The 24,562-nt window shown below is 53.4% G+C and carries 25 protein-coding genes and 1 pseudogene; 15 read left to right on the plus strand and 11 right to left on the minus strand.

The genetic code is table 11. The features are described 5' to 3' along the window. Positions 1-21 precede the first annotated feature (21 nt). The 3 genes from aroC to fabI are packed head-to-tail and all read right to left on the minus strand — an operon-like array spanning position 22 to position 2,636. Positions 22-1,128 carry a chorismate synthase gene (gene aroC, locus G549_RS0101650; RefSeq protein ID WP_027833571.1) on the minus strand — a complete coding sequence of 369 codons (1,107 nt, stop codon included), beginning with the start codon at positions 1,126-1,128 and terminating at the stop codon, positions 22-24. A 60-nt stretch (positions 1,129-1,188) separates the two neighbouring features. After that, positions 1,189-1,803: a histidine phosphatase family protein gene (locus G549_RS0101655; protein WP_027833572.1), complete on the minus strand. Its 615-nt coding sequence runs from the start codon at positions 1,801-1,803 to the stop codon at positions 1,189-1,191. Positions 1,804-1,838: 35 nt separating this feature from the next. Beyond that, on the minus strand, positions 1,839-2,636 hold the full coding sequence (gene fabI, locus G549_RS0101660) for an enoyl-ACP reductase FabI (protein ID WP_027833573.1): 798 nt from the start codon (positions 2,634-2,636) through the stop codon (positions 1,839-1,841). 117 nt (positions 2,637-2,753) lie between these two features. Here fabI and G549_RS0101665 point away from each other — a divergent pair, with 117 nt between their 5' ends. Next, positions 2,754-4,166, plus strand: coding sequence for an FAD-binding oxidoreductase (locus tag G549_RS0101665; RefSeq protein ID WP_027833574.1), 1,413 nt, complete (start codon positions 2,754-2,756; stop codon positions 4,164-4,166). Here G549_RS0101665 and G549_RS0101670 read toward each other — a convergent pair. Further along, positions 4,163-4,894, minus strand: coding sequence for an SOS response-associated peptidase (locus G549_RS0101670; RefSeq protein ID WP_027833575.1), 732 nt, complete (start codon positions 4,892-4,894; stop codon positions 4,163-4,165). The two genes, G549_RS0101665 and G549_RS0101670, sit on opposite strands and share 4 nt — an antisense overlap. 15 nt (positions 4,895-4,909) lie before the next feature. After that, complete coding sequence (locus G549_RS0101675; RefSeq protein WP_027833576.1) at positions 4,910-5,818, minus strand: DMT family transporter; 909 nt, start codon at positions 5,816-5,818, stop codon at positions 4,910-4,912. Positions 5,819-5,945: 127 nt separating this feature from the next. On the opposite strand from G549_RS0101675, the gene G549_RS0101680 reads away from it, so the two are divergent. The 6 genes from G549_RS0101680 (at position 5,946) to G549_RS18540 (ending at position 9,338) form a co-directional block, all read left to right on the plus strand. After that, positions 5,946-6,377, plus strand: a complete 432-nt coding sequence (locus tag G549_RS0101680; protein ID WP_036220797.1) for an Lrp/AsnC family transcriptional regulator — start codon at positions 5,946-5,948, stop codon at positions 6,375-6,377. Then, entirely contained in the window at positions 6,374-6,763 is a 390-nt protein-coding gene (locus G549_RS18535) for an NUDIX domain-containing protein (RefSeq protein ID WP_036220799.1), read from the plus strand. The genes G549_RS0101680 and G549_RS18535 overlap by 4 nt, the downstream gene beginning before the upstream one ends. A gap of 64 nt (positions 6,764-6,827) precedes the next feature. Then, positions 6,828-7,835, plus strand: a complete 1,008-nt coding sequence (locus G549_RS0101690) for a DUF3179 domain-containing protein (RefSeq protein ID WP_027833578.1) — start codon at positions 6,828-6,830, stop codon at positions 7,833-7,835. Positions 7,836-7,909: 74 nt separating this feature from the next. Beyond that, positions 7,910-8,284, plus strand: a complete 375-nt coding sequence (locus G549_RS0101695) for a TIGR02301 family protein (protein WP_036220801.1) — start codon at positions 7,910-7,912, stop codon at positions 8,282-8,284. A gap of 91 nt (positions 8,285-8,375) precedes the next feature. Next, positions 8,376-8,636: a hypothetical protein gene (locus G549_RS0101700; RefSeq protein WP_027833580.1), complete on the plus strand. Its 261-nt coding sequence runs from the start codon at positions 8,376-8,378 to the stop codon at positions 8,634-8,636. A gap of 30 nt (positions 8,637-8,666) precedes the next feature. Next, positions 8,667-9,338 (plus strand): hypothetical protein, encoded by a 672-nt coding sequence (locus G549_RS18540; RefSeq protein ID WP_051213147.1) that lies wholly within the window; start codon positions 8,667-8,669, stop codon positions 9,336-9,338. A gap of 194 nt (positions 9,339-9,532) precedes the next feature. Here G549_RS18540 and G549_RS0101710 read toward each other — a convergent pair whose 3' ends face one another. After that, entirely contained in the window at positions 9,533-10,303 is a 771-nt protein-coding gene (locus G549_RS0101710; RefSeq protein ID WP_210162381.1) for a putative zinc-binding metallopeptidase, read from the minus strand. A gap of 759 nt (positions 10,304-11,062) precedes the next feature. Between G549_RS0101710 and G549_RS0101715 the strand changes: the two genes are divergently transcribed. Then, on the plus strand, positions 11,063-12,253 hold the full coding sequence (locus G549_RS0101715) for an ATP-grasp domain-containing protein (protein WP_205468020.1): 1,191 nt from the start codon (positions 11,063-11,065) through the stop codon (positions 12,251-12,253). Between the two features lie 280 nt (positions 12,254-12,533). On the opposite strand, the gene G549_RS0101720 is transcribed toward G549_RS0101715, so the two are convergent. Next, entirely contained in the window at positions 12,534-13,901 is a 1,368-nt protein-coding gene (locus G549_RS0101720; RefSeq protein WP_281491778.1) for a dihydroorotase, read from the minus strand. A gap of 50 nt (positions 13,902-13,951) precedes the next feature. On the opposite strand from G549_RS0101720, the gene ygfZ reads away from it, so the two are divergent. The 3 genes from ygfZ to G549_RS0101735 all read left to right on the plus strand — a co-directional run bounded on the left by ygfZ (position 13,952) and on the right by G549_RS0101735 (position 16,074). Beyond that, positions 13,952-14,761 (plus strand): CAF17-like 4Fe-4S cluster assembly/insertion protein YgfZ, encoded by an 810-nt coding sequence (gene ygfZ / locus G549_RS18545; protein ID WP_051213150.1) that lies wholly within the window; start codon positions 13,952-13,954, stop codon positions 14,759-14,761. Positions 14,762-14,799: 38 nt separating this feature from the next. Then, positions 14,800-15,414 carry an HD domain-containing protein gene (locus tag G549_RS0101730; protein ID WP_027833584.1) on the plus strand — a complete coding sequence of 205 codons (615 nt, stop codon included), beginning with the start codon at positions 14,800-14,802 and terminating at the stop codon, positions 15,412-15,414. Positions 15,415-15,567: 153 nt separating this feature from the next. After that, entirely contained in the window at positions 15,568-16,074 is a 507-nt protein-coding gene (locus G549_RS0101735) for a hypothetical protein (RefSeq protein ID WP_027833585.1), read from the plus strand. A 17-nt stretch (positions 16,075-16,091) separates the two neighbouring features. Here G549_RS0101735 and G549_RS21990 read toward each other — a convergent pair. Both G549_RS21990 and G549_RS18555 read right to left on the minus strand, forming a co-directional pair. Further along, a pseudogene (locus G549_RS21990) lies at positions 16,092-16,487 on the minus strand (cell wall hydrolase); the annotation flags it as partial. Positions 16,488-17,291: 804 nt separating this feature from the next. Continuing rightward, positions 17,292-19,589, minus strand: a complete 2,298-nt coding sequence (locus tag G549_RS18555) for a putative PEP-binding protein (RefSeq protein WP_156905447.1) — start codon at positions 19,587-19,589, stop codon at positions 17,292-17,294. 117 nt (positions 19,590-19,706) lie between these two features. On the opposite strand from G549_RS18555, the gene ispH reads away from it, so the two are divergent. From ispH to G549_RS18565, 4 genes are read left to right on the plus strand one after another with little or no spacing between them, the layout of a single operon-like run. After that, positions 19,707-20,657, plus strand: coding sequence for a 4-hydroxy-3-methylbut-2-enyl diphosphate reductase (ispH, locus tag G549_RS0101750; protein WP_027833586.1), 951 nt, complete (start codon positions 19,707-19,709; stop codon positions 20,655-20,657). A gap of 5 nt (positions 20,658-20,662) precedes the next feature. Continuing rightward, positions 20,663-21,190: a GNAT family N-acetyltransferase gene (locus G549_RS18560; RefSeq protein WP_051213159.1), complete on the plus strand. Its 528-nt coding sequence runs from the start codon at positions 20,663-20,665 to the stop codon at positions 21,188-21,190. Next, a complete protein-coding gene (gene rnhA / locus G549_RS0101760; RefSeq protein ID WP_027833587.1) occupies positions 21,183-21,623 on the plus strand; it encodes a ribonuclease HI in 441 nt (146 codons plus the stop codon). Before G549_RS18560 ends, rnhA begins: the two co-directional genes overlap by 8 nt. A 5-nt stretch (positions 21,624-21,628) precedes the next feature. Continuing rightward, a complete protein-coding gene (locus tag G549_RS18565) occupies positions 21,629-21,979 on the plus strand; it encodes a DUF4260 family protein (protein ID WP_036220806.1) in 351 nt (116 codons plus the stop codon). A gap of 4 nt (positions 21,980-21,983) precedes the next feature. Here G549_RS18565 and G549_RS0101770 read toward each other — a convergent pair whose 3' ends face one another. Beyond that, positions 21,984-22,265, minus strand: coding sequence for a hypothetical protein (locus G549_RS0101770; protein WP_027833588.1), 282 nt, complete (start codon positions 22,263-22,265; stop codon positions 21,984-21,986). Between the two features lie 175 nt (positions 22,266-22,440). After that, positions 22,441-24,534, minus strand: coding sequence for a glycine--tRNA ligase subunit beta (glyS, locus tag G549_RS0101775; protein ID WP_027833589.1), 2,094 nt, complete (start codon positions 24,532-24,534; stop codon positions 22,441-22,443). Between the last annotated feature and the right edge of the window lie 28 nt (positions 24,535-24,562).

The following is a 24,562-nucleotide window of genomic DNA, read 5'->3' on the forward strand; positions in this document are numbered from 1 at the left end:
AGTTGGCAAATACAGTTCGAGCTAAAATCCAATCCCGCCCTCGCGGCCTGTCTGGCCGCGGTGGCGCAAGAAATGATCCGCCAATACCAGCGCCATCATCGCTTCGCCCACAGGTACGGCGCGTATACCGACACAAGGATCGTGACGGCCCTTGGTGATGATGTCGGCATTTTCATTAGTTTTGGTGACGGTTTCGCGCGGCACCAGAATGGAGCTGGTGGGCTTCACCGCAAAGCGCACCACAACCGGGTCGCCGTTGGAAATGCCGCCCAGAATGCCGCCCGCTTTATTGCTCTTGAAATAGGGTGCATTTTCGCCAGCCCGCATTTCGTCGGCGTTTTCAATGCCTGTCATTTCCGCCGTATCAAATCCAGCCCCGATCTCCACAGCTTTCACCGCATTGATGGACATCATGGCTGAGGCCAAGTCCTGATCGAGCTTGCCATATACGGGCGCGCCGAGGCCGACAGGTACATTTTCAGCCACCACTTCGATAATTGCACCGACAGACGAACCAGCCTTGCGGATCCCATCGAGATAGGTCGCCCATTCTTCCGCCGCTACTGGATCAGCGCAGAAGAAGGGATTGTTGTTCACTTCGTCCCAATCAAACCGATCATAGTCGATTTTGTGTGGGCCAACCTGCACTAGGCTGGCGCGGATTTTGATGTCCGGCACCACCAATTGGGCCACGGCCCCAGCCGCCACACGTGCCGCAGTTTCCCGCGCCGAGGAACGACCTCCGCCGCGATAATCGCGGATGCCATATTTTTGCTCATAGGTAAAATCCGCGTGCCCCGGACGGAACTTGTCGCGAATGTCGCCGTAATCTTTGGAGCGCTGATCGGTATTTTCGATCATCAGTGAGATCGGCGTGCCTGTGGTGCGCAGCCCGTCGGTGCGTTCATCCTCGAATGTACCAGACAGGATTTTCACCTGATCAGGTTCACGCCGTTGGGTGGTATATTTGGATTGACCCGGTTTGCGGCGGTCTAGTTTTTCCTGGATCATCGGTTCTGAAATGGCCAAACCCGCAGGGCACCCATCAATCACCACGCCTAACGCTGGTCCATGGCTTTCACCCCAAGTGGTGAAGCGGAAAAGTTGACCAAAGCTGTTGTGCGACATGGTGCATCCTAAAGGTTTGAGATTGCTGCCGACAATTTTGCGAGAGACCGCAACAATTGTCTAGGCTGCATATTCGGTAAATTGTCCATTCTCAAAGCGAAACACCGCTTCTTGAGACGGCGCCCATTTATCGAGCACATCGCCGGGCTCGCCCGTCACCAGATGGCGGAAGGTGCGCGCCACGCCGCCATGGGCCACCACAACTGTCGGGCGCGTGATATGCTCGTGCATAAACTCATTCACACGCTCGATCACTTCGGCATAGCTTTCGCCATCTTTTGGGCGGTGCCGCCACTTGCTTTGCGACCGCTTCTCGTGCTCTTCCGGAAAATCCCTTTGCACATCGCTGGCCAGGATGCCTTCGAGATGACCAAAGGAGATTTCACGCAACCGATCATCGAAAGTGACTTCAGGCAAATCAGCATCAAACTGCTGGCGCACAATCTCCATGGTTTCACGCGTGCGCCCGAGCGGCGAGCAGAACCAATCAAACTGGTCGGGCGACCCACCATCGCGGGTCACCAACTCATTTAAAATCTCACCACTCAGCTTGGCCTGATTGCGCCCATGATCGTTTAGCGGCACATCGCGTTGGCCCTGAAATCGGCTTGCGCGATTCCAGTCGGTTTGCCCGTGCCGCACGAAATAAATCAACGGCCAGTTTTGATGTGCCATAGGTCTAAACGCTCTTAAGTGCTGCGGTGGTTTGCTTATTCCTGACTATCGAGTACGCGCATGCCCATCACATTGTAGCCGCTGTCCACATGGTGCACTTCACCTGTGGTGCCTGACGAAAGGTCAGACAGCAGATAAAGGCCAGCATTGCCCACTTCGTCGATCGACACATTGCGACGCAATGGTGAGTTGGCTTCGCCGTAAGACAACATTTTGCGGAAGTCGCCAATGCCTGACGCGGCCAGTGTTTTAATCGCACCGGCAGAAATGGCGTTCACGCGGATGCCTTCTGGACCAAGATCGGCCGCCAGATAGCGCACGGATGCTTCCAGTGCGGCCTTGGCCACGCCCATTACGTTATAATTTGGCACCACTTTTTCAGACCCGTAATAAGTCAGGGTCACCATTGAGCCGCCTTCATTCATGATTTTGCGGGCCCGCTTGGCCACGGCAACCAAAGAATAAACCGAAATGTTCATGGAGTTCTGGAAGTTACCTGGCGTTGTGTCGATAAAGCGACCTTCGAGCTCGCTCTTGTCTGAAAAGGCAATCGCGTGGACCAAGAAGTCAATCTTGCCCCATTTTTCTTCGATGGCGGCAAAGGCTTTGTCCAGCGCCGCTTCGTCGGTGACATCGGCCTCGATCACCAGATCCGAGCCAGCTTCTGCCGCTAGGGGCTCCACACGACGCTTCAATGCTTCACCTTGGTAGGTGAAGGCAAGCTCTGCGCCTTGGCTCGCAACTGCCTTGGCGATACCCCAACCGATTGACCGGTTGTTGGCCACGCCCATGATTACGCCCCGTTTGCCTTGCATCAGGTTGCCGCTGGTCATAAATGCACTCCTTGAGAAAAACCTTTGAATTGGGTTTTGACACAGCCGGGGAAAACGGGCAAGTTTTTGTATCAGTTTTCTACTGTTCCGTTTCCTCAAATTAGAGCAAAGTGTTCCATGACCCCGGCGCAACCATTTGATAAACTTCTTGAAATTGTTGGCGATGCAAATTTTCACCAAGACGATGCCGCCATGGTGCGCTTTTTGGATGAGCCCCGCGATTTGTTTCATAGAGGCGCGCGCTGTGCCGTGACGCCGACCTCTGTCGCGATGGTGCAAAAGGTGATGCAATTTGCCTATCAGAACGGTGTTTCTGTGGTGCCCCAGGGGGGTAATACTGGTCTTGTGGGTGGCCAAGTGCCCGCCAATGGCAATGAGATCATTCTCAGCTTAGCTAAAATGCGGCAAGTGCGCGATATAGATGCCTCTACCAATGTGATGACGCTTGAAGCTGGCGTTACGGTGTTGGAAGCCCAAAAACATGCAGAAGGGGCCAATCGCCTGTTCCCGCTTTCGCTCGGGTCAGAAGGCACGTGCCAAATTGGTGGCATTTTGTCCACGAATGCGGGGGGAACCGCCGTTCTGGCTTATGGCAACTCACGCGACCTTTGCATGGGCGTTGAGGCCGTGTTGGCAGACGGGCGCATCTACAATGGCCTTTCGAAACTGCGCAAGGACAATACGGGCTATGATCTCAAAGATTTGCTGGTCGGCGCCGAAGGCACATTAGGCATCATCACGGCAGCGTCGATGAAAATGTTTCCGCGTCCCCGCGCGTTCGAGACGGCATTGTTGAATATCGCGTCACCACAAGTTGGTGTTGATGTGTTTGAAATTGTGCGTGAGCGCAGCGGCAACCGCCTCACTTCCTTTGAATTGCTACCAACCATCGGCATTGATTTACAAATGAAGCACGACCTCATTGGCCGTGACCCGCGTTCCCAGGATACACCGTCTAACTGGCATATCTTGATGGAGCTTTCGCTGTTTGAAGGCGACCAAGATGGTGCGCTGATGGCTGTGCTGGAGGAGTTGGTCGAAAAAGGGCTGGTCGAAGATGCTTCAGTCTGCAACTCGCTGGGCGATCGGCAGTTGATGTGGCTGATGCGGGAAAACTATTCCGAATGTCAAAAGCGCGAGGGGGATTCCATCAAGCACGATATTTCGGTGGCGATTCGCGATATTCCCACCTTGATTGAAGAGGTGGACGCTGTTGCAGAAGAAATTCTGCCGGGCATCCGCTCTGTCGCGTTTGGGCATATGGGCGATGGCAATATCCACTATGATTTCCTCGCGCCGGAAGGCTATGAAGGCGATTTGCAGGCCTCCGCCCCGGCCATTCATGCAGCAACTTACGAAATTTTGGCGCGCCTTAATGGGTCTATTTCAGCCGAGCACGGCATTGGGCAACTGAAAGCTGATTTGTTGGCGCAAAAGAAAGACCCAACGGCATTGGATATGATGAAGAGCATCAAGCTGGCGCTTGATCCGAAAAATATACTCAATCCCGGTAAAATCGTACGCCCTTAAAACAGATCAAGCTGTGTCGACTTTTTAGATTTCGGCACTGCTTTTTCCTTGGATTTTTCTTCAAAGCTGACCTCTTTAATCAACTCTGCCCCTTCATTACGGGCATTGTTGACGGCTTTCGACACCGGAAAGCTGGTCACGCCCTGTTTGATGAGCGGGCGCACCAGTTTCAACGCGCTTTGCGCATTAACATTTTTGGTGTCGAGCCAATCTTCCATATCCTCTTTGGGCACATGTACAGGGGTGCGGTGATGAATATCGGCCAACTCGCCTGTCGCCTCTTGGGTCAGGATTGCAAAGCTGTCGATCTCTTCTCCATTCGGCCCCTCCCACGTGGCGTAAAGTCCGGCCAACGCCAGCAATGAGCCATCCTCTTTGTGGATATGAAAGGGTTGTTTTTCGCCATCTTTGCGCAACCATTCATAATAGCCGCTGGCGGGCACCAAGCAGCGTTGGTTTTTCAACGAGCTTTTGAACGCTGGCTTTTCCGCCACTGTTTCCACGCGCGCATTGGCCAACACAGTGAACTCGCGCGGGTCTTTTACCCAGTGCGGCACAAGGCCCCAACGCATTAGATGGGCCTCATTGCCGCGGCCTTGATTGATGATGCTCAAAACGGGCTGGGTGGGCGGAATGTTATAGCGGGCTGGGAATTTGTCCAACTCGTTCAGTTTAAACAAATTCAGCAATTCCTCTTGTGGATGATGTAGATCCAGTCGCCCGCACATATGATTTGCCTATCCTTATTTTGCGGGCAGTTTAGCCGCATTTGTCCGGTCGATAAAGGGAACGCGCCAGCGCAGTGTCATCGCGGCAGCGCCAAACAAGATCGCCGCAGACCCGACCCATTGCAGCCATGTCAGTTGACGGTCAAATGCCAGATAATCAACAAGAATCGCGGCAATAGGATAGATAAAGGCCAACGCACCGGTCATTGTGGTTTCCAGGCGCTGAATGCCATCATACATGATGATGTACATCAGCACCGTACACACCAACCCCAGCGCCAGAATGGCGCCCCATTCGGTTTGCCCCTCAGGCATGATCTGCCACTGCATCAATGGCAACAACATAATGGTGCCGACACTCACATGGGTCAGCGCCACCAGATGTGGAGGAACCCCAGTTAGCTTTTTCACCAACAAAACGGTTGTCGCATAGAGCATGGCTGCGCCAAACGCCATGATCACGCCCATCAAATAGTCGGTGCCAGTGTCGGTTGAGATGTCTCTGGCGCTGACCACAGCAATCATGCCGACAAAGGCAAAGAGTAACCAAAAGATTTTGGAAAAATTAAGCTTTTCGCCCAAAAAGGCGACGCCCATCATCGCCAAAATGATCGGCTGCGTGTGGTAGACCACGGTCGAAATGGTGATTGAGGCTTTGGAGAACGACCCGAAAAGCAATATCCAGTTGGTGACGACTGCCACCCCGCTTAACACAGCCAAGGTAATGTTCCGCTTGGTGAAATACTCACGCTTAAACATGCCAAGAGATGCACAAACAATGCCGAGCCCCACGGCACCGATGATGCAGCGCGAGAACACCACGTTAAAGGTGGGTTGGTTGGAGACCACGACGAAAAAGCCGATGGTCCCAGAAATCATCATGGCGGTGACGAGTTCCACCACCCCTATCCAATTGCGTTGCATATTTCTTCTCTTTCAAGCTCTTTGTAATCCGGTTTAACGCTAAACCCAAGCCGCAGAGTTGCACATATGAATATTTCGGCTAAAATACATATTTACCGAAATAAATTAGGTGAATTGGCGATTTCATATGGATAATGCAGATAGACTTCTGATTGAAACTCTTTTTGAAAATGGAAAAACGCCACTAAAAGAGCTTGCCGCGAAAGTTGGACTTTCCGCCCCCAGCACATCAGAGCGCCTAAAGCGACTTGAAGAGCGCGGGCTGATCAAGGGGTACACTTTAAATGTGGTGCCGGAGCAAATTGGCTATCCGCTACGTGCCATTGTTCGGGTCAGCCCGATGCCAGGACAATTGCAAAAGGTCACCAAGCTGATCCAGCAAACGGCGGAGATTACCGAATGTGACAAGGTGACTGGCGAAGACTGCTTTGTGTGCAAGATCCATTTGAAGTCGATCGAACAGCTCGACCTGATTCTCGACGGCATCAGCCAATATGCGGCCACCAACAGTTCCATTGTGAAAAGCTCGCCAGTCAAACGTCGGTTGCCGCCCTTATGAGCAAATTGGTCAATGTGGTCAGTGCCGCCTTGTTTGATGGCGACAATGTTTTGCTGGTGCAACGCAAACACCCGCCCTTTCAGCATTATTGGTCCCTGCCCGGCGGTCGCATGCAACCTGACGAATCTGCCAAGGATGCGATCCAACGCGAGATCAGGGAAGAGACCGGGCTCAGCGTTTCCCAGTTCCACGAGGTGCAAAAACACGCATCGGCGGGTTACACGCTGCAAGTTTTCGTCGCCCATGCCGACATCGCAAATGCCCAGGCGCTTGATGATGCGGCGGCGGTGCAAATCGCTTCGCTGCATGAGGTGCCGGACCTTACATATACGCCAGATTTGTGGACCATCATTCGTGCAGCCCACCAACGCCTCACCGAACTGTGAGCGCATTTGATTGGCTCCCCTAAGTCTAATGCGGCAAGCTGCAGGCAGATTTTGGGAGACAAATATGCGACAACTCATCTTCAATGTTTTGATTGCCGCCGCGCTGGTGGCCGGCGCTCCTGCGATTTTGGCGCAAGAGTTGCAACCCGACCAAGACGTGCCCCAACGTTGGGCAGCGGAAGGCTGGGAAACAGACTTTTCCAAAGCCACCGTAAGCTACAACGAAGTGATCGATGTGATTGGCCGCGACAATATCCCATCAATTGATGATCCTCAGTTCAAACCCGTGGCGGAAGAAGCCGGCATTCCAGGCAATGAGCCTGTTATCGGACTTGAACTGAATGGGGATGCCCGCGCCTATCCGCTGCGGATTATGATGTGGCACGAAATCGTCAATGACGAGGTTGGCGGCGTGCCCGTTGCGGTCACCTATTGCCCGCTGTGCAACACATCTATTGTGTTTGACCGTCGCGTCGGCGGCGATGCAGTTGAATTCGGCACCACTGGCAAGCTGCGCCATTCAGATTTGATCATGTATGATCGGGCGGAGCAAAACTGGTGGCAGCAATTCAATGGGGAAGCGATCGCAGGTGATCGCGCGGGTGAAGAGCTTAAGGCATATCCTTCCCGCTTGATGAGCCTTGATTTGTTCCGCGAGTTGCATCCCGATGGCGACATCTTGGTGCCTGATCCGCGCCGCATTCAACAATTGGGTCGCAATCCCTATGTTGGCTATGACAGTTCCGCCCGCCCGTTCCTTTTCCGTGGCGAAATTCCCGACGATATCAATCCCATGATGCGCGTGGCGTTGGTGCAATCCCCCACCCCGATTGGGGTTGCCCTGCCGCTGCTGCAGGAGAAAGGCGAAGTGGTTCACAACGACCTGATCTTTCGTTGGTCCGCCGGGCAAGCCTCGGCATTGGACCGGAGCGAAATCAGCCAAGGGCGTGATGTCGGCAACATCGAAGTGGTGCGCAAAACGGCTACGGGTGAGGACGAGCCTGTGGTGCATGAAATCACATTTGCCTTCGCCGCACGCGCCTTTATGAGCGACCTGACCATATTGCAGTAAATACGACCTCCCTAGTTGCCTACTTTGCGGCATCGTTTTAAGACTGACGGTGCCGCATTTTTTAGGAGACGATTTTGCGCATAAAAACGGCCAGATATTTATCCGTGCTTTTGCTTTGTCTTGGCAGTGCTCTGCCGGCAAAAGCCATTGATCCGGCCTATCAACCGCAAATGGAGCGGTTGGCCGAAATTATGGGCGCGCTTTATCATCTGGATGATCTGTGCATGCGCTCTGGCGTTGATTGGCGGTTGCAATTGGCAGAGCTGATGGATTTGGACGAGGTGGATGATGATCGCCGCGCACGTTTGGCGGGTGCATTTAATGCCAATTACACCGATTTCCAGCAAACCTACAGCCGCTGCACCGACTCAGCGAACATGTTGACTGGCCGTTTTCTCGATGAGGGGGCCAAGATCAGCTACGATATCCACATCCGTTACGCCGAATAATGTGGATTTCTCGCTCAAATTAACCTTTATTAAAGAACCTTGATGTCCGCGCCCTAAACCCATGTTACAGCTTGGATGTCAGGAGAACTAAATGTTTGAATATTCACGCACACAATCGCTTTTTGAACGCGATGATGAGGAGCGCCAACTGGCGCTGCAATATCTGGCCGAAGCATGGCGTAATGCCGATGTGGAAGGCGTTGAAAAAGAAGCCCTTGCCCATGCTGCCTTGTTTGCAGCCATCGCCACACTTGTTGAGCAATATGGCGAAGCCCCAATTGCCAAGTTGTTGGAAAAATTGCCTGGTCAAGTTGAGCTGGGTGAATATACGGTTGATCGTACCATTCAATAATTTAGTCCTTTGACGGAAGGCTGCATCATCATGGCCAAGCTATTAGCTCCAAGCGCCTTGACCATGGCCCTTTGCCTGGGTGCCCTCACCGCACCCGCATTTGCCACCACAACCGACAATAGCAGCCCTGCCAACAGCGATATTTCCTCGCAGTTCGGCGATCAGGACGTGACGGATGATCAAATCATCATCCCGCCCAATGAAAATGCCGATGCGCGGGCCGCGGCCTACGACAATCTTGATCCGCAGCGCGATTTGGCCATTCTGCCCAGCACAGTGGCGAAAACGCGCGATCAATTGATGGATGCGGCCCGATCCGGCGATGTCGAGAAATTTCGCCCCATTATCGATGCGCAGCCAGAGGTGCCGCAACTCAGCTTTGGGGTGGTGGATCAACCCATCCAATATCTACGCGACAGCTCCAATGATGGCGAAGGCCTCGAGCTGATGGCCATTATGCTCGAGCTGCTCGAGGCGCCTTACGCGGTGCAAGATTTTGGTGATGGCCGTCCAAAAATGTTTGTCTGGCCCGCCTATGCGACCCACAATTTGCAAGAGCTTAACCCGCAAGAGCTGGTTGAAGTCTACAAAATTGTCAGTCATCTCGACGTTGAAGAAATGCGCCTTTACGGCGGCTGGTACTTCTTCCGCGTCGGAATTGACGAAAACGGCGTTTGGCGCTTTTTCGTCGCTGGTGATTAAGAGAATGCCTCGGTTTTGCCGAGGCTTTTTTTGTTGGACCTGGGAAAGTCTGCGCGACAATTTGCGTTTTGTAACAGTATGTTGAGCGGCAGGTGTGCGACCCAACTCAATAATTACATGATTTCTGAAATGGGCGGGGAGCGGAAGTTCGCCGCAAGCGCGAGCCGACATTCACACAGTCTTTAAACTGGGCGTTATCTGCCTTGGGAACCTCTGCGCAGCCACTCATGAACGAAGGCAAGCTTTTCCTGTGCTGCAGGGGAAATGATAAAGGGGTAAATATCCGCCAAGCCCATGGAACGATTGATGTGGTTGACCCCCGTAACGACAGAGACCGCTACCCTAAGTAGGGCGTTGGCGTCTGGCTCCGCATAAGGATCCCAGTTGGGATGCGGGAAGTCTGGCGACGAAAAGCCTGCCGATACCGCGCTATCCGTAATATCAGTCAGATGCAGCAGATGCGCGGTCGTTTCGGCCCAATCCTCGTGCGGATGAGCAGATGCATAACTGGTCAGGTAGTTCTGGTTCCAATATTCTGGTGGACCATTGCTGTAGTGGCGTTGCAGCGCCGCAGAATAGTCCTCGCGTTCGTCGCCAAATACGGCACGAAAAGCATCGAGGAAATCGGCGCGCAAACTGAGGCGCCACCAGAGCATATGGGCGATTTCATGCCGCATGTGACCAATCATGGTCCGGTAGGGTTCGTCGAGCGCTTCGCGACGTGTTGTGCTGAGGACTGGATCGGCTTCAGCCACGCTGATGGTAACCACGCCATCCACATGCCCCATGGCAACGGGAGTTGGCCCATCATCGAGCATGTGAAACGTCGGAGGTGCGCCTAGATCCTCCGGGCGAAACCAATGCCAGCGGCCAAGATTGTCCAAGGCCCACCGCTTCGCTGCCTCGGTCCGCGCCCAGTTCGAAAGCGTGACTGGATTCGAGATGTCCGGCGAAACAGTTGTCATGGCACATGAGCGACAAAGGGCACCAGGCTTCGCTGCGATCCAGTTGCACCCGATGATCTCACGATTAGCGCAAAATGGTGGGGTTGGAATGAACGCGCGGGCCTGAGGATCATAGCCTACCGGGGTTCCATCTGCCGTAGCCAGATTGTGAAACCAAAGCGAGCCTGCCCCGACAGGATTGGAAAAAACGTACATGTAGAACAAGCTCCAAAAATTCGTTCACGCGGCGCAAGTCATCAACCGAAGATCACACAACCAAGGGTGTAGACTGTGTTTTCTGCAGCCTTAGGAAAGACATACAACCGATGCTTTAACAACACCCAAACCAGCCAAAGAAAGCTGTCGGCTTCCAACCGCAATCTTGGGCAATTGTAATGAATAAGATGAAAAAGCCTATACCCGTCTCACGTCTCGCCACCAAACCTAACGTTGACCTTCATTGGAAACAACCACCATTCGGTAAAATCTGTGCGCGACCACATATATCAATACATATTTATGCTTAGCGCCGCCCTCCAACCAGCAAAACCGGGGCTAGTTTGACAGTATGGAAGTCGGGCACGTACCCTAATTGCAAGAAAAACTGCTGACGGAACCAATCGAACGTCGGCGCGTTACCATTGTAGTAAAGGAGAATGCCCTATCTTAAAATCATCAGAAGCCCCAATAGCCAACGACGTCGCGGACTGGACCGACCCAACGCTTGATTCTGTTCGCGGAACGGAAACGCCTAAAGACCCGAACAAAGGCTATGTCGCCTTGCTGGGCTGGAGCGTCAACGCCATCAAAGCCGCCCAGAAGTTCGACCGTCGTTATATTGTGGTTGCGCCCGATTGGGCCGCTGACTTTTGTGAAGCGAATAATATTCCATACATTCCATGGGACTTCGCGCGGCTAGACGACACGTCCATAAAGATTGCCCAACGGCTCAAGGATGAGGGTGTCGATGTCGCCATTCCCTTGTTCGAAGAAACTGTCGAGTGGTCTGGCGCCATCAACTCGGTGCTTATGGATCAGCCCCGTATGTATGGGCAATCCGTCTTGTTTCGGGATAAGGCACTGATGAAACGTCGCGCCCAGCTGGGTGGTATACGTGTAGGTATTTTCGAGGAAGCTCACGAAAAAGATGACATCATTCGCTTCATGAAGCGGGTTAACCAGACGCTGCTGAAGCTCGACGGCGATGCGGACGATCCAATCCATGTAAAGGCCTTCGATAAGGCCGGTTGCCTTGGACACCGCATGATCCGTGACATCGAAGACATCGATAAAATCCCGCTGGAAGAATATCCCCTGCTGATGGAAAGCCACCTAGACGGCTGGGAGTTTGCGGTCGAGGCTTGGATCCACGACGGCGAAATCAAGTTTTTGAACATCTCGGAATATGTCACGCTCGGTTATTCTGTCTTTGTGCCCGCGACAAAAGAGCTGGAAAGCTGGCGCGAAGCGATCACCAAGCAGATCGAAAAATTGATCAAGACCTTTGACATCAAATTTGGCCAGATTCACCCGGAATACTTCGTGACGTCCGACGGGGAAATGTACTTTGGCGAGGTTGCTTATCGCCCACCTGGTTTCAAAGCGTTTGAGTTGATTGAGAGAGCCTACGGCTTCAATGCCTACCAGGCCTCTATCCTGGTCTTTGATCCCAAGAGCACCAAGGAAGAGGTGGATGCCTTTTTCCCTCGCGCGGTGGAAGACGCGAAGGGTTACGCGGGCTGCTTTGGTGTGTATCCACGGCGTCGTGTGGTCAGCAAGCTCGAGATGCCGAAAGAAACCACCGAACACCCGTATTTTGACAACCACGAGTTGATTGAACCCGCGCAAGAAACCGTGCCGGATCGGTCTGCCTTCGGGACCCACTGGGGATTGGTATTTTTCTTTGGGGATGATCCGATCAAGCTGCGCGATCTGCTCAAAGCGCAGGAAGAGTTGGACTTTTATGTCTAGGCAGGTTGATGACGCAGTCGCAATATCTGCTTAAACATTTCAGAGCCGATGACTGGCCTGCGTCAGTGACTCTGTTCTTTGAGCAGTAGCCGAATATATACATGTGGACATTCACTCACATGGAAGCGAGTGTCCACTTTGGGCCGGGGGTAACGGTCGACCCGAAAGACCAATTGTCTTAAACGGACTTATAGCGGAGATCGGATTCATGCAGAAAGTGAACTTCGCACTTCCACATAACCCCCGTTTTGCGTCAAAATGCGCCGGAGGATAAACTCATTTATCCCGCCATGCTTTCAGCGAAGCGCATTGGCTCGCCCTTGTGCGCATCAACCAGTTCGCCTTCCCACATCACGCGATTGCCGCGCAAAATGGTGCCCACTGGCCAACCTTTCACCTTTACGCCGTCATATGGCGTCCAGCCTGGCTTGGAGGCGATCCACACATTGGTGATGGTCTGTTCGCGGTTCATGTCAACGATCGTGAAGTCCGCGTCATAGCCCACGGCAATGCGGCCTTTATTGTTGATTTGGAACAGACGGTTGGGACCATGGCTGGTCAAATCGACAAAACGCTCAAGGCTCATGCGGCCCGCATTCACATGGTCCAGCATCACCGGCACCAAGGTTTGCACGCCCGTCATGCCCGAAGGGGAGTTTGGATAAGGCTGGTCTTTTTCCTCGCGGGTGTGCGGCGCGTGGTCTGATCCGAGCACATCCACGATGCCCAGATCAACGCCGCGCCAGATACCAGCCCGATGCTCTGCGTTGCGCACGGGTGGGTTCATTTGCACATAGGTGCCCAACCGTTCATAGGCGGTTTCGTCAAGCGTAAGGTGGTGCGGCGTCACTTCAACTGTGGCGACATCTTTGTTGGCCGCCAAAATATCCATTTCATCCGCCGTGGAAATGTGCAGCACATGGATGCGTTTGCCTGTTTTGCGGGCGATTGCCAGCAAACGCTTGGTGCATTTCACTGCCGCTTCCACATCGCGCCACACAGGATGGCTCGAAGGGACATTTTCAACCCGCAAATGCTTGCGTTCGTTCAGACGTGGCTCATCTTCAGAGTGGAACGCCGCGCGTCGGGTGATGGCGGACAGGATTTTTTCCACCCCATCGTCATCCTCCACCAAAAGCGATCCAGTTGAGGAGCCCATGAATACCTTCACGCCGGCACAGCCGGGAAGTTTTTCAAGTATTGGCAACTCATCCACATTGTCGTGCGTGCCGCCAATATAGAACGCGAAGTCACAGTGCATACGGTGGGTGGCGCGCTTGATTTTATCTTCAAAATTGGCGCGATCAATGGTGAGCGGGTTGGTGTTGGGCATTTCAAAAACGCCTGTGACGCCCCCCATCACAGCGGCGAGCGATCCGGTTTCCAAGTTCTCTTTATGCTCGGCTCCGGGCTCGCGGAAATGCACCTGTGTGTCGATGACGCCTGGGAGAATGTGCAACCCCTTGCAATTGATGGTCTCTTTCGCGTCGGCGCTTTGCAGATCGCCAATATGGGCGATGCGGCCATCGATTACGCCGACATCTGCCTGATGCACCCCATCATGATTGACCAGCGTTGCGTTGATAAAAATTTTGTCAAATTGCGCATTCATGGTGGTGTGCTCTTTTTTAGATGTTATGTAATTCATATCGGTTTAACGCGATGCCCCCATGAAGGGCAAGCCAAGTGAGAGGCCCTATGCCAACTATTTTCAAACTTGATCGCAAATTAATTTCCTTTTCTGGCCCGGACGCTGAAAAGCTGCTGCATGATACGCTGACCGCCAATGTGCGCGCGCTCGAGGAGAAAACCTGCCAATGGTTTGCGCTGCTGTCACCGCAAGGCAAGATCATGTTTGAGGGGCAAATTTTCCGCAAAGACGATGTGTTTTACGCTGATCTCGATTCGGCGCTGGTCGATGATTTTTTTAAGCGGATGCGGCTCTATAAAATGCGCGCCAACGTGGAAATGTCATTGGCAGACGATTTGGCAGTGGGCTGGTCGAGCGACGCAACCAACAGCGCTTTTAAAGATATCCGCCCCGGCATGGGCTTTCGCCACTATGAAGCAGCGGATGCGGCGTCCGCTTGGGCGGATGGCACATCAGCCTACACGCAAACACGTTTCGACAATGGCATTGCCGCCTGCCCTGCCGACTTTGAAACCAACAGCTTTTTCGCCCACGATATCGGCATGGATTTGCTGCCCGGCGCCATTGATTTCAAAAAAGGGTGTTATATCGGCCAAGAGGTGGTGTCACGCATGCAGCATCGCGGCACGGCGCGCAAGCGGGTGATGATTGCCAGTGCCGACGGGCCAATCGGCGCCCCTGCTGAAATTGAAGCCGATGGGAAAAAAGTGGGCGACATGCTGAACACGCAAGGCCAAACCGGCCTCGCCCTTGTGCGCATCGACAAAGCAAAACAAGGGGGCACATTTTTGCACCACGGCACCCCAATCCAACTTGCGGCACCAAACTGGGCAAGCTACGATTTGAGCGATTCTTAGATCCCGCGCAATTTTCTAGACTTCGGAGCGTCCGTTCAATGGCGAAAACTCAACCCCGTGCATGGCAGCGTATGCTGTCTGGCCGCCGTTTGGATTTGTTGGACCCTTCGCCACTGGATATTGAGCTGAGTGATATTGCCCATGGTTTGGCGCGTGTGGCGCGTTGGAACGGGCAAACAAATGGCGATTATGCCTTTTCAGTAGCGCAGCACTCTGTTTTGGTGATGCAACTGGCCGCGGCGGCCAATCCGAAGTTTGATGGCTCTGCCCGGCTTTATGCCCTGTTGCACGACGCGCCCGAATATGTGATGGGCGACATTATCTCCCCTCTGAAAGCGGCAATGGGTGGCGAATATAAGCAGCTTGAAAACCGGCTACTCGGCGCGATACATGTGCGTTTTTCGCTGCCAGCAAATCCGACAGCGCAGGTGGTCAAGCAGATTAAGAAGGCCGATCAACAAGCGGCCTATTTCGAAGCGGTGAATTTAGCGGGTTTTGAGCCCGCTGAAGCGCGCAAGCTTTTTGGCGAGCCCAGCCTTGCCAGTTTCGACATGCCTGATTTTGAAAACCTGATCCGGCCCTGGCCCATTCATGTGGCGCATGAAGAGTTTATGAGCCACTTTTCTAAGATTTCGGGCCCGGCCGCCCGATAGCCTCTTTCCAACGACGCTGTAACCCACACTTCTTCTTTTGCCGCGCCCACCGTCCCGTTTTGGCACGAATATTAACCATTTCTTAAGCATTGTTTTGACGCTCCACCCCAATGGTTGATAAATCCTTAATCAGCATTTTTAAGGAGATTCATCATGGGCAAATTGCCATTTTCAAACTTCCACTACGGTCCGCTGGCGTTCCTGCTGGCGATCACGGGCGGTTTTGCCTTGGCGGAAATGGCCCCTGAGTTTGTGCGCTCTGTTCAAGCTGGTGTTGATGAAATCCAAAATGGCGACGAGCCCAAGCCAATCGACATGTCCCAATTTGTGCGGATTGATGACGAGCATTTCCGCATCACAGCCAATGAGAATGTTGATATGGAGCCGTTTGCCAGCGTAACAGTGCGCAAAGTAGGCTATGGTAATGAAACGGACGTGCGGATCGCTTACACAAGCACCGGCACCTATTCCACAGACGGCTTTGCATCACCAAATGTGAATTATCCTGGCATCAAAGTTGAAAAGGTCTTCCCCTTGGTGCCCGGCATTCAAAGTGGCTCAATGATCTATTTTACAAAGTCCGAACTGCATCATCGCCGCATCTCTTTGATGCATAGCCCATCATCGATTGTCCGCTATTACCAGACCATGGCGAAATAGTCCGCCACGGCCTCTCGTTAGCCTCGCTTGAAGCGATAGAAAATGTGGGTGCCGATTTTGGTCATGCGACGTAAGCGCGAAGCCCAATGCGGGTTGACGTAAGTTGCATGATAGTGCGTTGAGTTCGCCACTTCAGGCAAATAGATATCGCCGCGAATAACTTTTCCGGCGATTTCTTCCGCTGTTGCCCACGCACCTTTTTCATTCACCCGCTCTGGAATGCCATCACACGCAAATGAGAACTGGCAACGATTGCGCCACGTCTGATTTTGGAAAACCACGCCGCAGATAGAATTGGGGTAGGCTTTGTGCTTCACCCGATTGCGCACCACTTGTGCAACCGCCACCTGTCCGCGGTATTTTTCGCCCCGCGCTTCGAAATAAATGGCCGTGGCCATGCACCATTCTTCCCGCGCATTCGCTTCCATCGACGCTTGGGTCAATGGCGCGCTTAGATCTTTGGTTTTCGGCGCATTGTCACGCGCATAGGCCAATTTCGTGGGCACAGAAACGGGGAAAGGCAGTTTCGGATCACGATCAACTGCGTCGGCATCACCCGAAATCGCGTCAATCGCGTCGAGGGCGGCCATTTGCGGCATATCTTGCGGTTTTGCCACCAGTTCCACATCTGCCGCCGGGCTAGACTTGGTTTTCTTAGGCGCATTATCAATGGATGCGACCATCACAGGATCGGGCATCGTCAGCACTTTGGGCGCCCGCGCCTCAGCAATCTGGAAGCGGCTGGCGGTGAAGCTCTGCGCAATCTCCATGGCAGATGGCCCTTGGCGCCGATCCGTTTTGGCATCACGATTGGGCCCCACAAATGCGGCAGCAACAGAGAAATTTTCTAGAGATGGGATCGCTTTACGTGAGGCAATCAGCGCATCAATCTCCATCGGATCAATGAACAGCTCAGCGCTTTCGTCCAGCCGTTCTAACGAAACGTTGGTGAAAGCTACCATCACAACTGTAAAGCTCAATATCGCGCAAAAGCCCTTATAGAGTGGCCCATTCTTTGCGCGCCCCTGCCCTTTCGGGCCAGCCAATTTAAAACTCATTCTTTACTCGATGCTACTCAACGGCATTAACGCGCCGTGAGGCTATTATGTCGAATCTTGGTTTATGGGGAGTAAACGCGGATCACGTTCTGAATGTGACCCGTTTGAAGCACAAAAATGGAGTTTATTTGACCAAAGTTAGATGTTGCTATTCAGCAACTAGATCGCGGCCTGCGCAAGGGCAAGACGGGCGATGGGAATACGGAACGGCGAACAGCTCACATAATCCACATTCAAGCCAGCAAAAAACTTCAGGCTTTCTGGATCGCCCGCATGCTCGCCACAGATGCCAATTTTCAGATCGGGGTTGGAAGCGCGACCACGCCGAATTGCCGTGCGGATCAACTCGCCCACTCCCTTTTTGTCGATGGTGACAAAAGGGTCGCCATCATAAAGCTTCTTGCGCTGGTAGGCAGCCAGGAAGGCTGGCGCATCATCGCGTGAAATGCCAAAGGTGGTTTGCGTCAAATCGTTGGTGCCGAACGAGAAGAAATCGACATGCTTGGCAATCTCGCCCGCCCGGATCGCTGCCCGCGGCAATTCAATCATCGTGCCAACAGAATATTTGAAGGATTCCGAGGGTGAAACACCCAATTGCTCCATAAGCGCGAGTATGTGCGTACGTACCCAGCTTACCTCACGGGAGGAGGAGACAAACGGCACCATAATCTCCAGATTGATCGGCACATCATTGGTTTGGATGGCTGCCTGGGCGCCAGCGACCAAGGCCTTAATCTGCATTTCCAGAATTTCCGGGTGCGAAATTGCGAGGCGACAGCCACGGTGACCCAGCATCGGGTTCACTTCGATCATACGCTCTAGGCGCCGTTCGAAATCAACGATTTTAAGGCCCAAGGATGCCGCGGTTTCCTCAATTTCTTCTTCGGTTCGTGGCAAAAATTCATGCAATGGGGGATCGAACAGTCGAACCGTGATTGGCCGCCCTTCCATAACCGAAAACAATTGCGCGTAATCATTGGCTTGATATTCCACCAGACCATGAAGCGCTTCCACGCGGTCGTCCAAATCCTGGCTAAACATCATGCGGCGCAGGGCCACCATGCGTTCGGCGGAAAAGAACATATGCTCAGAACGGGCAAGGCCAATGCCTTCTGCGCCAAAGGAGAGCGCAGTTTTGGCCCCCTCGATGGTTTCCACATTGGTGCGCACTTCGATGGTGCGGCTGCCGTCAGCCCAATCCAAAAGCTTGCCCAGCGCGCCGCCAATATTCGGTTGATTGAGGGGTAGCGCGCCAGCATAGACCTCGCCCGAATTGCCATCGATCGTCATTTCTGCGCCTTGGATCAGTGTGCGGTCGCCAAGCTGCAGGGTGCGCTTGTCTGCATCAATGACCAGCGAACGCACACCCGATACGCACGGCTTGCCTGTCACCCGCGCAATCACAGCCGCATGGCTGGTGATGCCGCCACGGGCGGTCAAAATCCCATTTGCGGCCTGCATGCCTTCAATGTCGGCAGGGCCCGTTTCCAGGCTCACCAGAATGCAATCTTTGCCGCGTGCCTGATAGCGCGATGCATCTTCAGCGGAAAACACAATGGCGCCACTTGCGGCCCCCGGCGACACGCCCATGCCAACGGCCAATGGCGACGCCCGCTTTTTCCCCTTCAATCGCGCGTGCAATAATTGCGGCAAGCGACCGGGGTCGACATGGCTCACCGCCTGTCGCGGTGTCCAAATACCACGCGCCACGCGATCGCATGCCGCTTCTAAAATCGCGGAAATGGGTGCTTGCATTGGCCGGGCCGACAAAAACACGACCTTTTTGCCCGAAAGCGCGGTGAGGCAAACCATGTGCGTGCCGGCCAGCTGATCAAGGCTGGCGCACAATTCTTGCGCCGCAGCACCTTTGAAAGCCTCAGGCAGCGCTCGTTCGCCGTTCACCGACAATGGCCCCATCATGCCCGTATTGGTGTCTCTGGTTTGCATTTGCAGCACGGGCTGATCAAAAGCGGCCTGCACAATTACTATCTGCTCATCTTTAAAGTCAGAGCTGCTTTCATCGGCCCAAACCGGCGTGCCGCCCTTATAGGAATCAAATGCGCGTTGAATGGCGCGCCCCAGCGGCTTTTTTACGTCGATGGCGTCCTTATCGGTTGCAGGCGCGTCTATCGCGCCGCGCACCCGCGCCAGCCCTGCCAAATGTGTGTGTGCGGCCGTACGTACTACCAACTTTGGCGGCTTATGCCCTTTTTGCACCAGCTTGAATAGGGTGGCCACCCAATGCGCGGCGATAGGACTGGACACATCGGCGGTTTTCAAGGTTTCCCAAGCCCGCCCGGTCAGACAAATTGTGGGCGCAGTGGGCACCCCGGTTTGCGCCATTGCGTAAATCCACGCAGCTTTACCCACAACCAAGCGCTCCTGCTCTTTCGTCAGGCGCGGCGGCTCATTTGCCGGCGCAAGCGCAAAGATTTGCTGGTTGATGGAACGTGGCACAATATTCACCCAAGACAAACAGATTCACATTTATTACTATGCGGTTCAAATCAGTTCAGGGCAACTCGACATGTGTCCAGACTTGACTTCACCACAAATAGAACGCATCTCACCAGTATGACAAAAAAACGACCATTGGAAATAATACTTTGTGCGCCGCGCGGATTTTGCGCTGGTGTGGACCGTGCGATACAGATTGTTGAGCTGGCGCTGGAAAAATATGGCGCGCCGGTTTATGTGCGGCATGAGATTGTGCACAACAAATATGTGGTGGATGGCCTGCGGGAAAAAGGCGCTGTTTTTGTTGAGGAATTGGATGAAATTCCCGAAACAGATGCGCCCGTAATTTTCTCTGCGCATGGGGTGCCCAAATCGGTTCCCGCGAATGCGCAAGAGCGGAAAATGTTTTATCTTGATGCCACCTGCCCGCTGGTCTCTAAGGTGCATGTGGAAGCGCAACGCCATCATGATGAAGGCAAAGAGATTGTGTTGATTGGCCATGCTGGTCACCCAGAAGTGATCGGCACCATGGGTCAATTGCCTGATGGCGCGATCACATTGATCGAAACCGTCGCTGATGCAGAGAAATATGAGCCAAAATCGCCAGATGATTTGGCCTTTGTCACCCAAACGACATTGTCCGTTGATGACACTGCGGCCATCGTCGCTGCATTGCAAAAGCGATTCCCCACGATCAGTGCGCCGCACAAAGAAGATATTTGCTACGCCACCACCAACCGCCAGGAAGCTGTAAAGCAAGTGGCACCCCATGTGGATGCCATGGTGGTTGTCGGTGCGCCCAATTCGTCAAACTCAATGCGTTTGGTTGAAGTGGCTGAGCGTGCTGGTTGTCCAAAATCTGGTTTGATCCAACGCGCCAGCGATATTGTGTGGTCAGACTTTGACGGCGTCGAAAAACTTGGCATTTCTGCGGGCGCATCGGCTCCGGAAGAATTGGTCAATGAAATCATCGACCGCTTTGCCGAGCATTATGACCTGACCGTTTCCACGGAAGTGACCGCCGAGGAAAACATCGCCTTCAACGTACCGCGCGAATTGCGAGCCTGATCACGATGGACGGCCAACCTTTATTTGAGAGCGAACGCTTGGTGTTCAGCACGTGGACACCCGATCAGCTTGAGGATGTGTTTCGCTTGCACGATGATGAGGAAGTTGGTCGCTACTTAATGGGCCGCGCGGAAACCCGCGAGGATGCGCAAAAACGCATGGATGAGTGGGCAGACCATTACGCTAAATTCGGTTTCTGCAAATTTCGCCTGACTCGAAAGTCTGATGGTGCCTTTGTTGGTCGCGCTGGCTTTGGCACACATGGCCCTGAAAACACGCCTGAACTTGGCTATGCCATTTTAAGATCAGAATGGCGCAAAGGCTATGCCAGTGAGGCCGCGATTGCCATTCGAGACTGGCTGTTTCGCGAAACAGATCATGATTTTTGCTGGGGATTTGCCTACTCCGCCAACACGCCTTCCATCAAGATTTTACGGTCAATCGGAATGGAATTTACCCATACCGAAATTGAGCCAGAGACCAATCAAGAACTGACATTTCATAAATATACGCGAGATATGTGGCATGGGTGATCGGGTAACGATTTTCACTGACGGGGCGTGCTCAGGCAATCCTGGCCCCGGCGGTTGGGGCGCGTTGTTGCGCTTTAATGGCAAGGAAAAAGAATTGTGTGGTGGCGAAGCGCTTACCACCAACAATCGCATGGAGTTGATGGCGGCCATCAATGCGCTGACCACGCTCAAACGTGATTGCGCGGTGGACCTTTATACCGACAGCCAATATGTCAAAGGCGGCATCACAGGGTGGATTTCCAACTGGAAACGCAATGGCTGGCGCACCGCTGCCAAAAAGCCGGTGAAAAACGAAGATTTGTGGCGACAACTCGACGCTGCCCTTGCCCAACATGATGTCAATTTTCATTGGGTAAAAGGCCATGCGGGCCATGAAGGCAATGAGCGCGCTGATCAATTGGCCAATCAAGGCATGGCCCCGTTTAAAGGATAAGACTGATGCCCTTATATACAAAGTATCTACTGCGTTTAGAGGGCGCCCTGGTCGCGGGCTTGGCGCTTTGGGCCTATACCACCTATTTTGGCAATTGGTGGCTGTTTGCCGCGCTTATCCTGTTGCCTGATCTTTGCTTGATTGTTTTCTTGCTGAACCAAAAAATCGGCATCCGCACTTACAATGTAGCGCACAGCTATTTGGTGCCAGCGGCGTTGGCCGCGCTCGGCTTTGCGCTTGCGCAAAACTGGCTTTTGCTTTTGGCGGTAGTCTGGACGACGCATATCGGCGTCGATCGTTTGTTTGGTTATGGCCTAAAATCTGACGATGACCATAAGCGCACGCATTTGAGTTGAGCGCTTAATTGACAGCGCAGATCGCAGCACCATCCTTTACGATGATCAATTGCTGGCCATCATAGCGACGCTGCTGCACCGCATCGAATGAGCCCGTGGACATCCAGATTTCGTTTGAACAGAAATAGGCAGAGGTGCAATTGGCGCTGGCTAATGCTTCACAATCGGCTTGGGCCGACCACCCTTTTTCATTGCCGTTTTGAGCTTGTACTTCAAAGCTTGATGCCAGGGCCCAACTGGGCAAAAGCGCAAAGGCGATCACTAAAAAAATTCTACGCAACTTCATCACTCTCATTTCTCACAAACTCATCAACAATTAGATTAGGCATTCTGCATATGTGCGTCTAGCCATTTATGATTAATGAAGTGTTTACATTTGTTCAAAATGAAACAAAACGCCGCAAACCATAGGCTTGCGGCGTTTACTAAATCAGCAATTTGGCCAAACTTTGGAGCTGAACTCAGCCCTCAAGCTTGGAGAAATTGGCAATCAAGTGCATGGTTTCACGCAGCTTGGCCAACAAATTGAGGCGATTGACGCGCACGGCCGGGTCCTCATCATTGACCAAGACGTTTTCAAAAAACGCGTCCACAGGCTTGCGCAATGATGACAATTCATTGATGGCCGTGGCGAAATCATCTGCAGCAATATTGGCCGCCACAGCTTCATTGACCACTTCAATGGCGGTCGCCAGCTTTTCCTCGTCGTCGGTTTTGAACAGCTTGTGGTCCACCTCGTCGCGATAGGAACGCCCGTCTTTTTTCTCTTCGGCGCGCAAGATGTTGGCAGCACGGCGGTAGCCCGCGATCAGGCTTTCGCCCTGTTCGCTTTTGACCAGACCGTTCAGCTCAACCGCACGGGCGGCGATATTGACGAGGCTGATGCCCTTGGCCAAACCGTTCTTATAGAGCACGGCGCTCAACACATCGTGGGCAATGCCCTGCTCGCGCATTTGCACGGTCAGGCGATCTTCAATGAAGCCGCAAAGAGACTGCAAGATTTCCGTCGCATCGCCTGCCAAGTTGAACTTGCTCAAATGCTCGGCCAGCAATTTGTCCATGGCGAAATCGAGTTTGTTTTCCAAACAGATGCGGATCACGCCGAGTGCCGCGCGGCGCAAGGCAAAGGGATCTTTCGACCCGGTGGGCTTCTCGTCAATGGCCCAAAAACCGGTCAGCATATCCAGCTTATCTGCGAGCGCCACTGTGGCAGCGGTCAGCTCTTCGGGCACGCGATCGCTCGGGCCAACTGGCTTATAATGATCTTGCAGCGCGGCAGCGACATTGTCTTTTTCGCCTTGGGCTTCCGCGTAGTAGCGGCCCATCAAGCCTTGCAATTCCGGGAATTCAAACACCATGTCGGTGACAAGATCGGCTTTGGCCAATTTGGCGGCACGCGTTGCATCCGCAGTTGACGCGCCAATCTTTGTCGCAATGGTTTCGCTCAGCTCGACCAGCCGTTCTACGCGGGCGCTTTGTGTGCCCAGCTTTTCGTGGAACACCATATTGTCGAGCTTTGACAAGCGGCTTTCAAGCGGCACATTCAAATCTGTGTCATAGAAGAATTTCGCATCTGACAAGCGGGCTTTAATCACCCGCTCATTGCCGCCCACAATGGTTTTGCCGCCATCTTCAGCTTCCAAGTTCGACACGAGAATGAAGTGGTTCGCCAGCTTGCCTGTCGTCGCGTCGCGCAAATTGAAGCATTTCTGGTGCGCACGAATGGCAGTGATCACCACCTCTTCGGGCAGTGAGAGGAACTTCTCGTCAAAGCGTCCCATCATGGTTTGTGGCCATTCCACCAGCCCGGCAACTTCGTCCAGCAGCCCCTCGTCTTCGATCACATTGAGATTTTGAGCGAAGGCCAAATTGGCAGCGTCGGCGCGGATCATTTCCTTGCGGCGTTCAAAGTCGAGCACCACTTTGTTTTGTTCCAGCGCGTGCGCGTAATCATCAAAGCGGCGCACCTTGATTGCGTCAGGCGCCATGAAGCGATGACCATAAGTGATATCGCCAGACTTGAGGCCATCTACTTCAAAATTGATAATTTCGGGGTCTTCGCCTTCATGGCCAAATGTCGCGGTGATCGCGCGCAAGGGGCGAATCCAGCTCAGCTTGCCTTTGCCCCAGCGCATGGATTTTGGCCAAGGGAATTTCTCAATGGTGCCCGGCAATAAATCGGCGAGAATGTCGGTGGTCAGTTCACCTTTTTTCTCGATCACGGCCACATAGAAATCGCCCTTTTTCGGGTCCGTTTGCACCTCAGCTTCATCTACTGAGTTGAGGCCCGCGGCGCGCAAAAAGCCAGCAATCGCCTTTTCCGGTGCATCGGTGCGGGGGCCCTTGCGTTCAGTCTTCACATCTTCGGATGCCTTGGGCAGGCCTGCGATATGAAGGGCCAAGCGGCGTGGCGTGGCGTGGGCCACTGCGCCCTCATACAGCACGCCTTTTTCCACCAATTGGTCGGTGATCAGTTTTTTGAGGTTTTCAGCGGCGCGGCGTTGCTGGCCGGCCGGAATTTCTTCTGAAAACAGTTCAAGCAAAAGTTCAGGCATGATGTAGATCGCTTGGTTGAATGAAGTT

Source organism: Maritalea myrionectae DSM 19524, assembly GCF_000423365.1.
GTDB lineage: Bacteria > Pseudomonadota > Alphaproteobacteria > Rhizobiales > Devosiaceae > Maritalea > Maritalea myrionectae.

Bases quoted from the DNA above. Each gene is read 5' to 3' on its own strand.
- G549_RS18560 (WP_051213159.1), top strand. From the start codon at position 20,663: ATGGACGGCCAACCTTTATTTGAGAGCGAACGCTTGGTGTTCAGCACG.
- ispH (WP_027833586.1), top strand. From the start codon at position 19,707: ATGACAAAAAAACGACCATTGGAAATAATACTTTGTGCGCCGCGCGGA.
- G549_RS0101710 (WP_210162381.1), bottom strand. From the start codon at position 10,303: ATGACAACTGTTTCGCCGGACATCTCGAATCCAGTCACGCTTTCGAAC.
- G549_RS0101700 (WP_027833580.1), top strand. From the start codon at position 8,376: ATGTTTGAATATTCACGCACACAATCGCTTTTTGAACGCGATGATGAG.
- G549_RS0101720 (WP_281491778.1), bottom strand. From the start codon at position 13,901: ATGAATTACATAACATCTAAAAAAGAGCACACCACCATGAATGCGCAA.
- G549_RS0101670 (WP_027833575.1), bottom strand. From the start codon at position 4,894: ATGTGCGGGCGACTGGATCTACATCATCCACAAGAGGAATTGCTGAAT.
- G549_RS18565 (WP_036220806.1), top strand. From the start codon at position 21,629: ATGCCCTTATATACAAAGTATCTACTGCGTTTAGAGGGCGCCCTGGTC.
- G549_RS0101675 (WP_027833576.1), bottom strand. From the start codon at position 5,818: ATGCAACGCAATTGGATAGGGGTGGTGGAACTCGTCACCGCCATGATG.
- rnhA (WP_027833587.1), top strand. From the start codon at position 21,183: ATGGGTGATCGGGTAACGATTTTCACTGACGGGGCGTGCTCAGGCAAT.
- G549_RS0101690 (WP_027833578.1), top strand. From the start codon at position 6,828: ATGCGACAACTCATCTTCAATGTTTTGATTGCCGCCGCGCTGGTGGCC.
- glyS (WP_027833589.1), bottom strand. From the start codon at position 24,534: ATGCCTGAACTTTTGCTTGAACTGTTTTCAGAAGAAATTCCGGCCGGC.
- ygfZ (WP_051213150.1), top strand. From the start codon at position 13,952: ATGCCAACTATTTTCAAACTTGATCGCAAATTAATTTCCTTTTCTGGC.
- G549_RS0101665 (WP_027833574.1), top strand. From the start codon at position 2,754: ATGACCCCGGCGCAACCATTTGATAAACTTCTTGAAATTGTTGGCGAT.
- G549_RS18540 (WP_051213147.1), top strand. From the start codon at position 8,667: ATGGCCAAGCTATTAGCTCCAAGCGCCTTGACCATGGCCCTTTGCCTG.
- G549_RS0101680 (WP_036220797.1), top strand. From the start codon at position 5,946: ATGGATAATGCAGATAGACTTCTGATTGAAACTCTTTTTGAAAATGGA.
- G549_RS0101730 (WP_027833584.1), top strand. From the start codon at position 14,800: ATGGCGAAAACTCAACCCCGTGCATGGCAGCGTATGCTGTCTGGCCGC.
- G549_RS0101770 (WP_027833588.1), bottom strand. From the start codon at position 22,265: ATGAAGTTGCGTAGAATTTTTTTAGTGATCGCCTTTGCGCTTTTGCCC.
- G549_RS18535 (WP_036220799.1), top strand. From the start codon at position 6,374: ATGAGCAAATTGGTCAATGTGGTCAGTGCCGCCTTGTTTGATGGCGAC.
- G549_RS0101735 (WP_027833585.1), top strand. From the start codon at position 15,568: ATGGGCAAATTGCCATTTTCAAACTTCCACTACGGTCCGCTGGCGTTC.
- fabI (WP_027833573.1), bottom strand. From the start codon at position 2,636: ATGACCAGCGGCAACCTGATGCAAGGCAAACGGGGCGTAATCATGGGC.
- aroC (WP_027833571.1), bottom strand. From the start codon at position 1,128: ATGTCGCACAACAGCTTTGGTCAACTTTTCCGCTTCACCACTTGGGGT.
- G549_RS0101655 (WP_027833572.1), bottom strand. From the start codon at position 1,803: ATGGCACATCAAAACTGGCCGTTGATTTATTTCGTGCGGCACGGGCAA.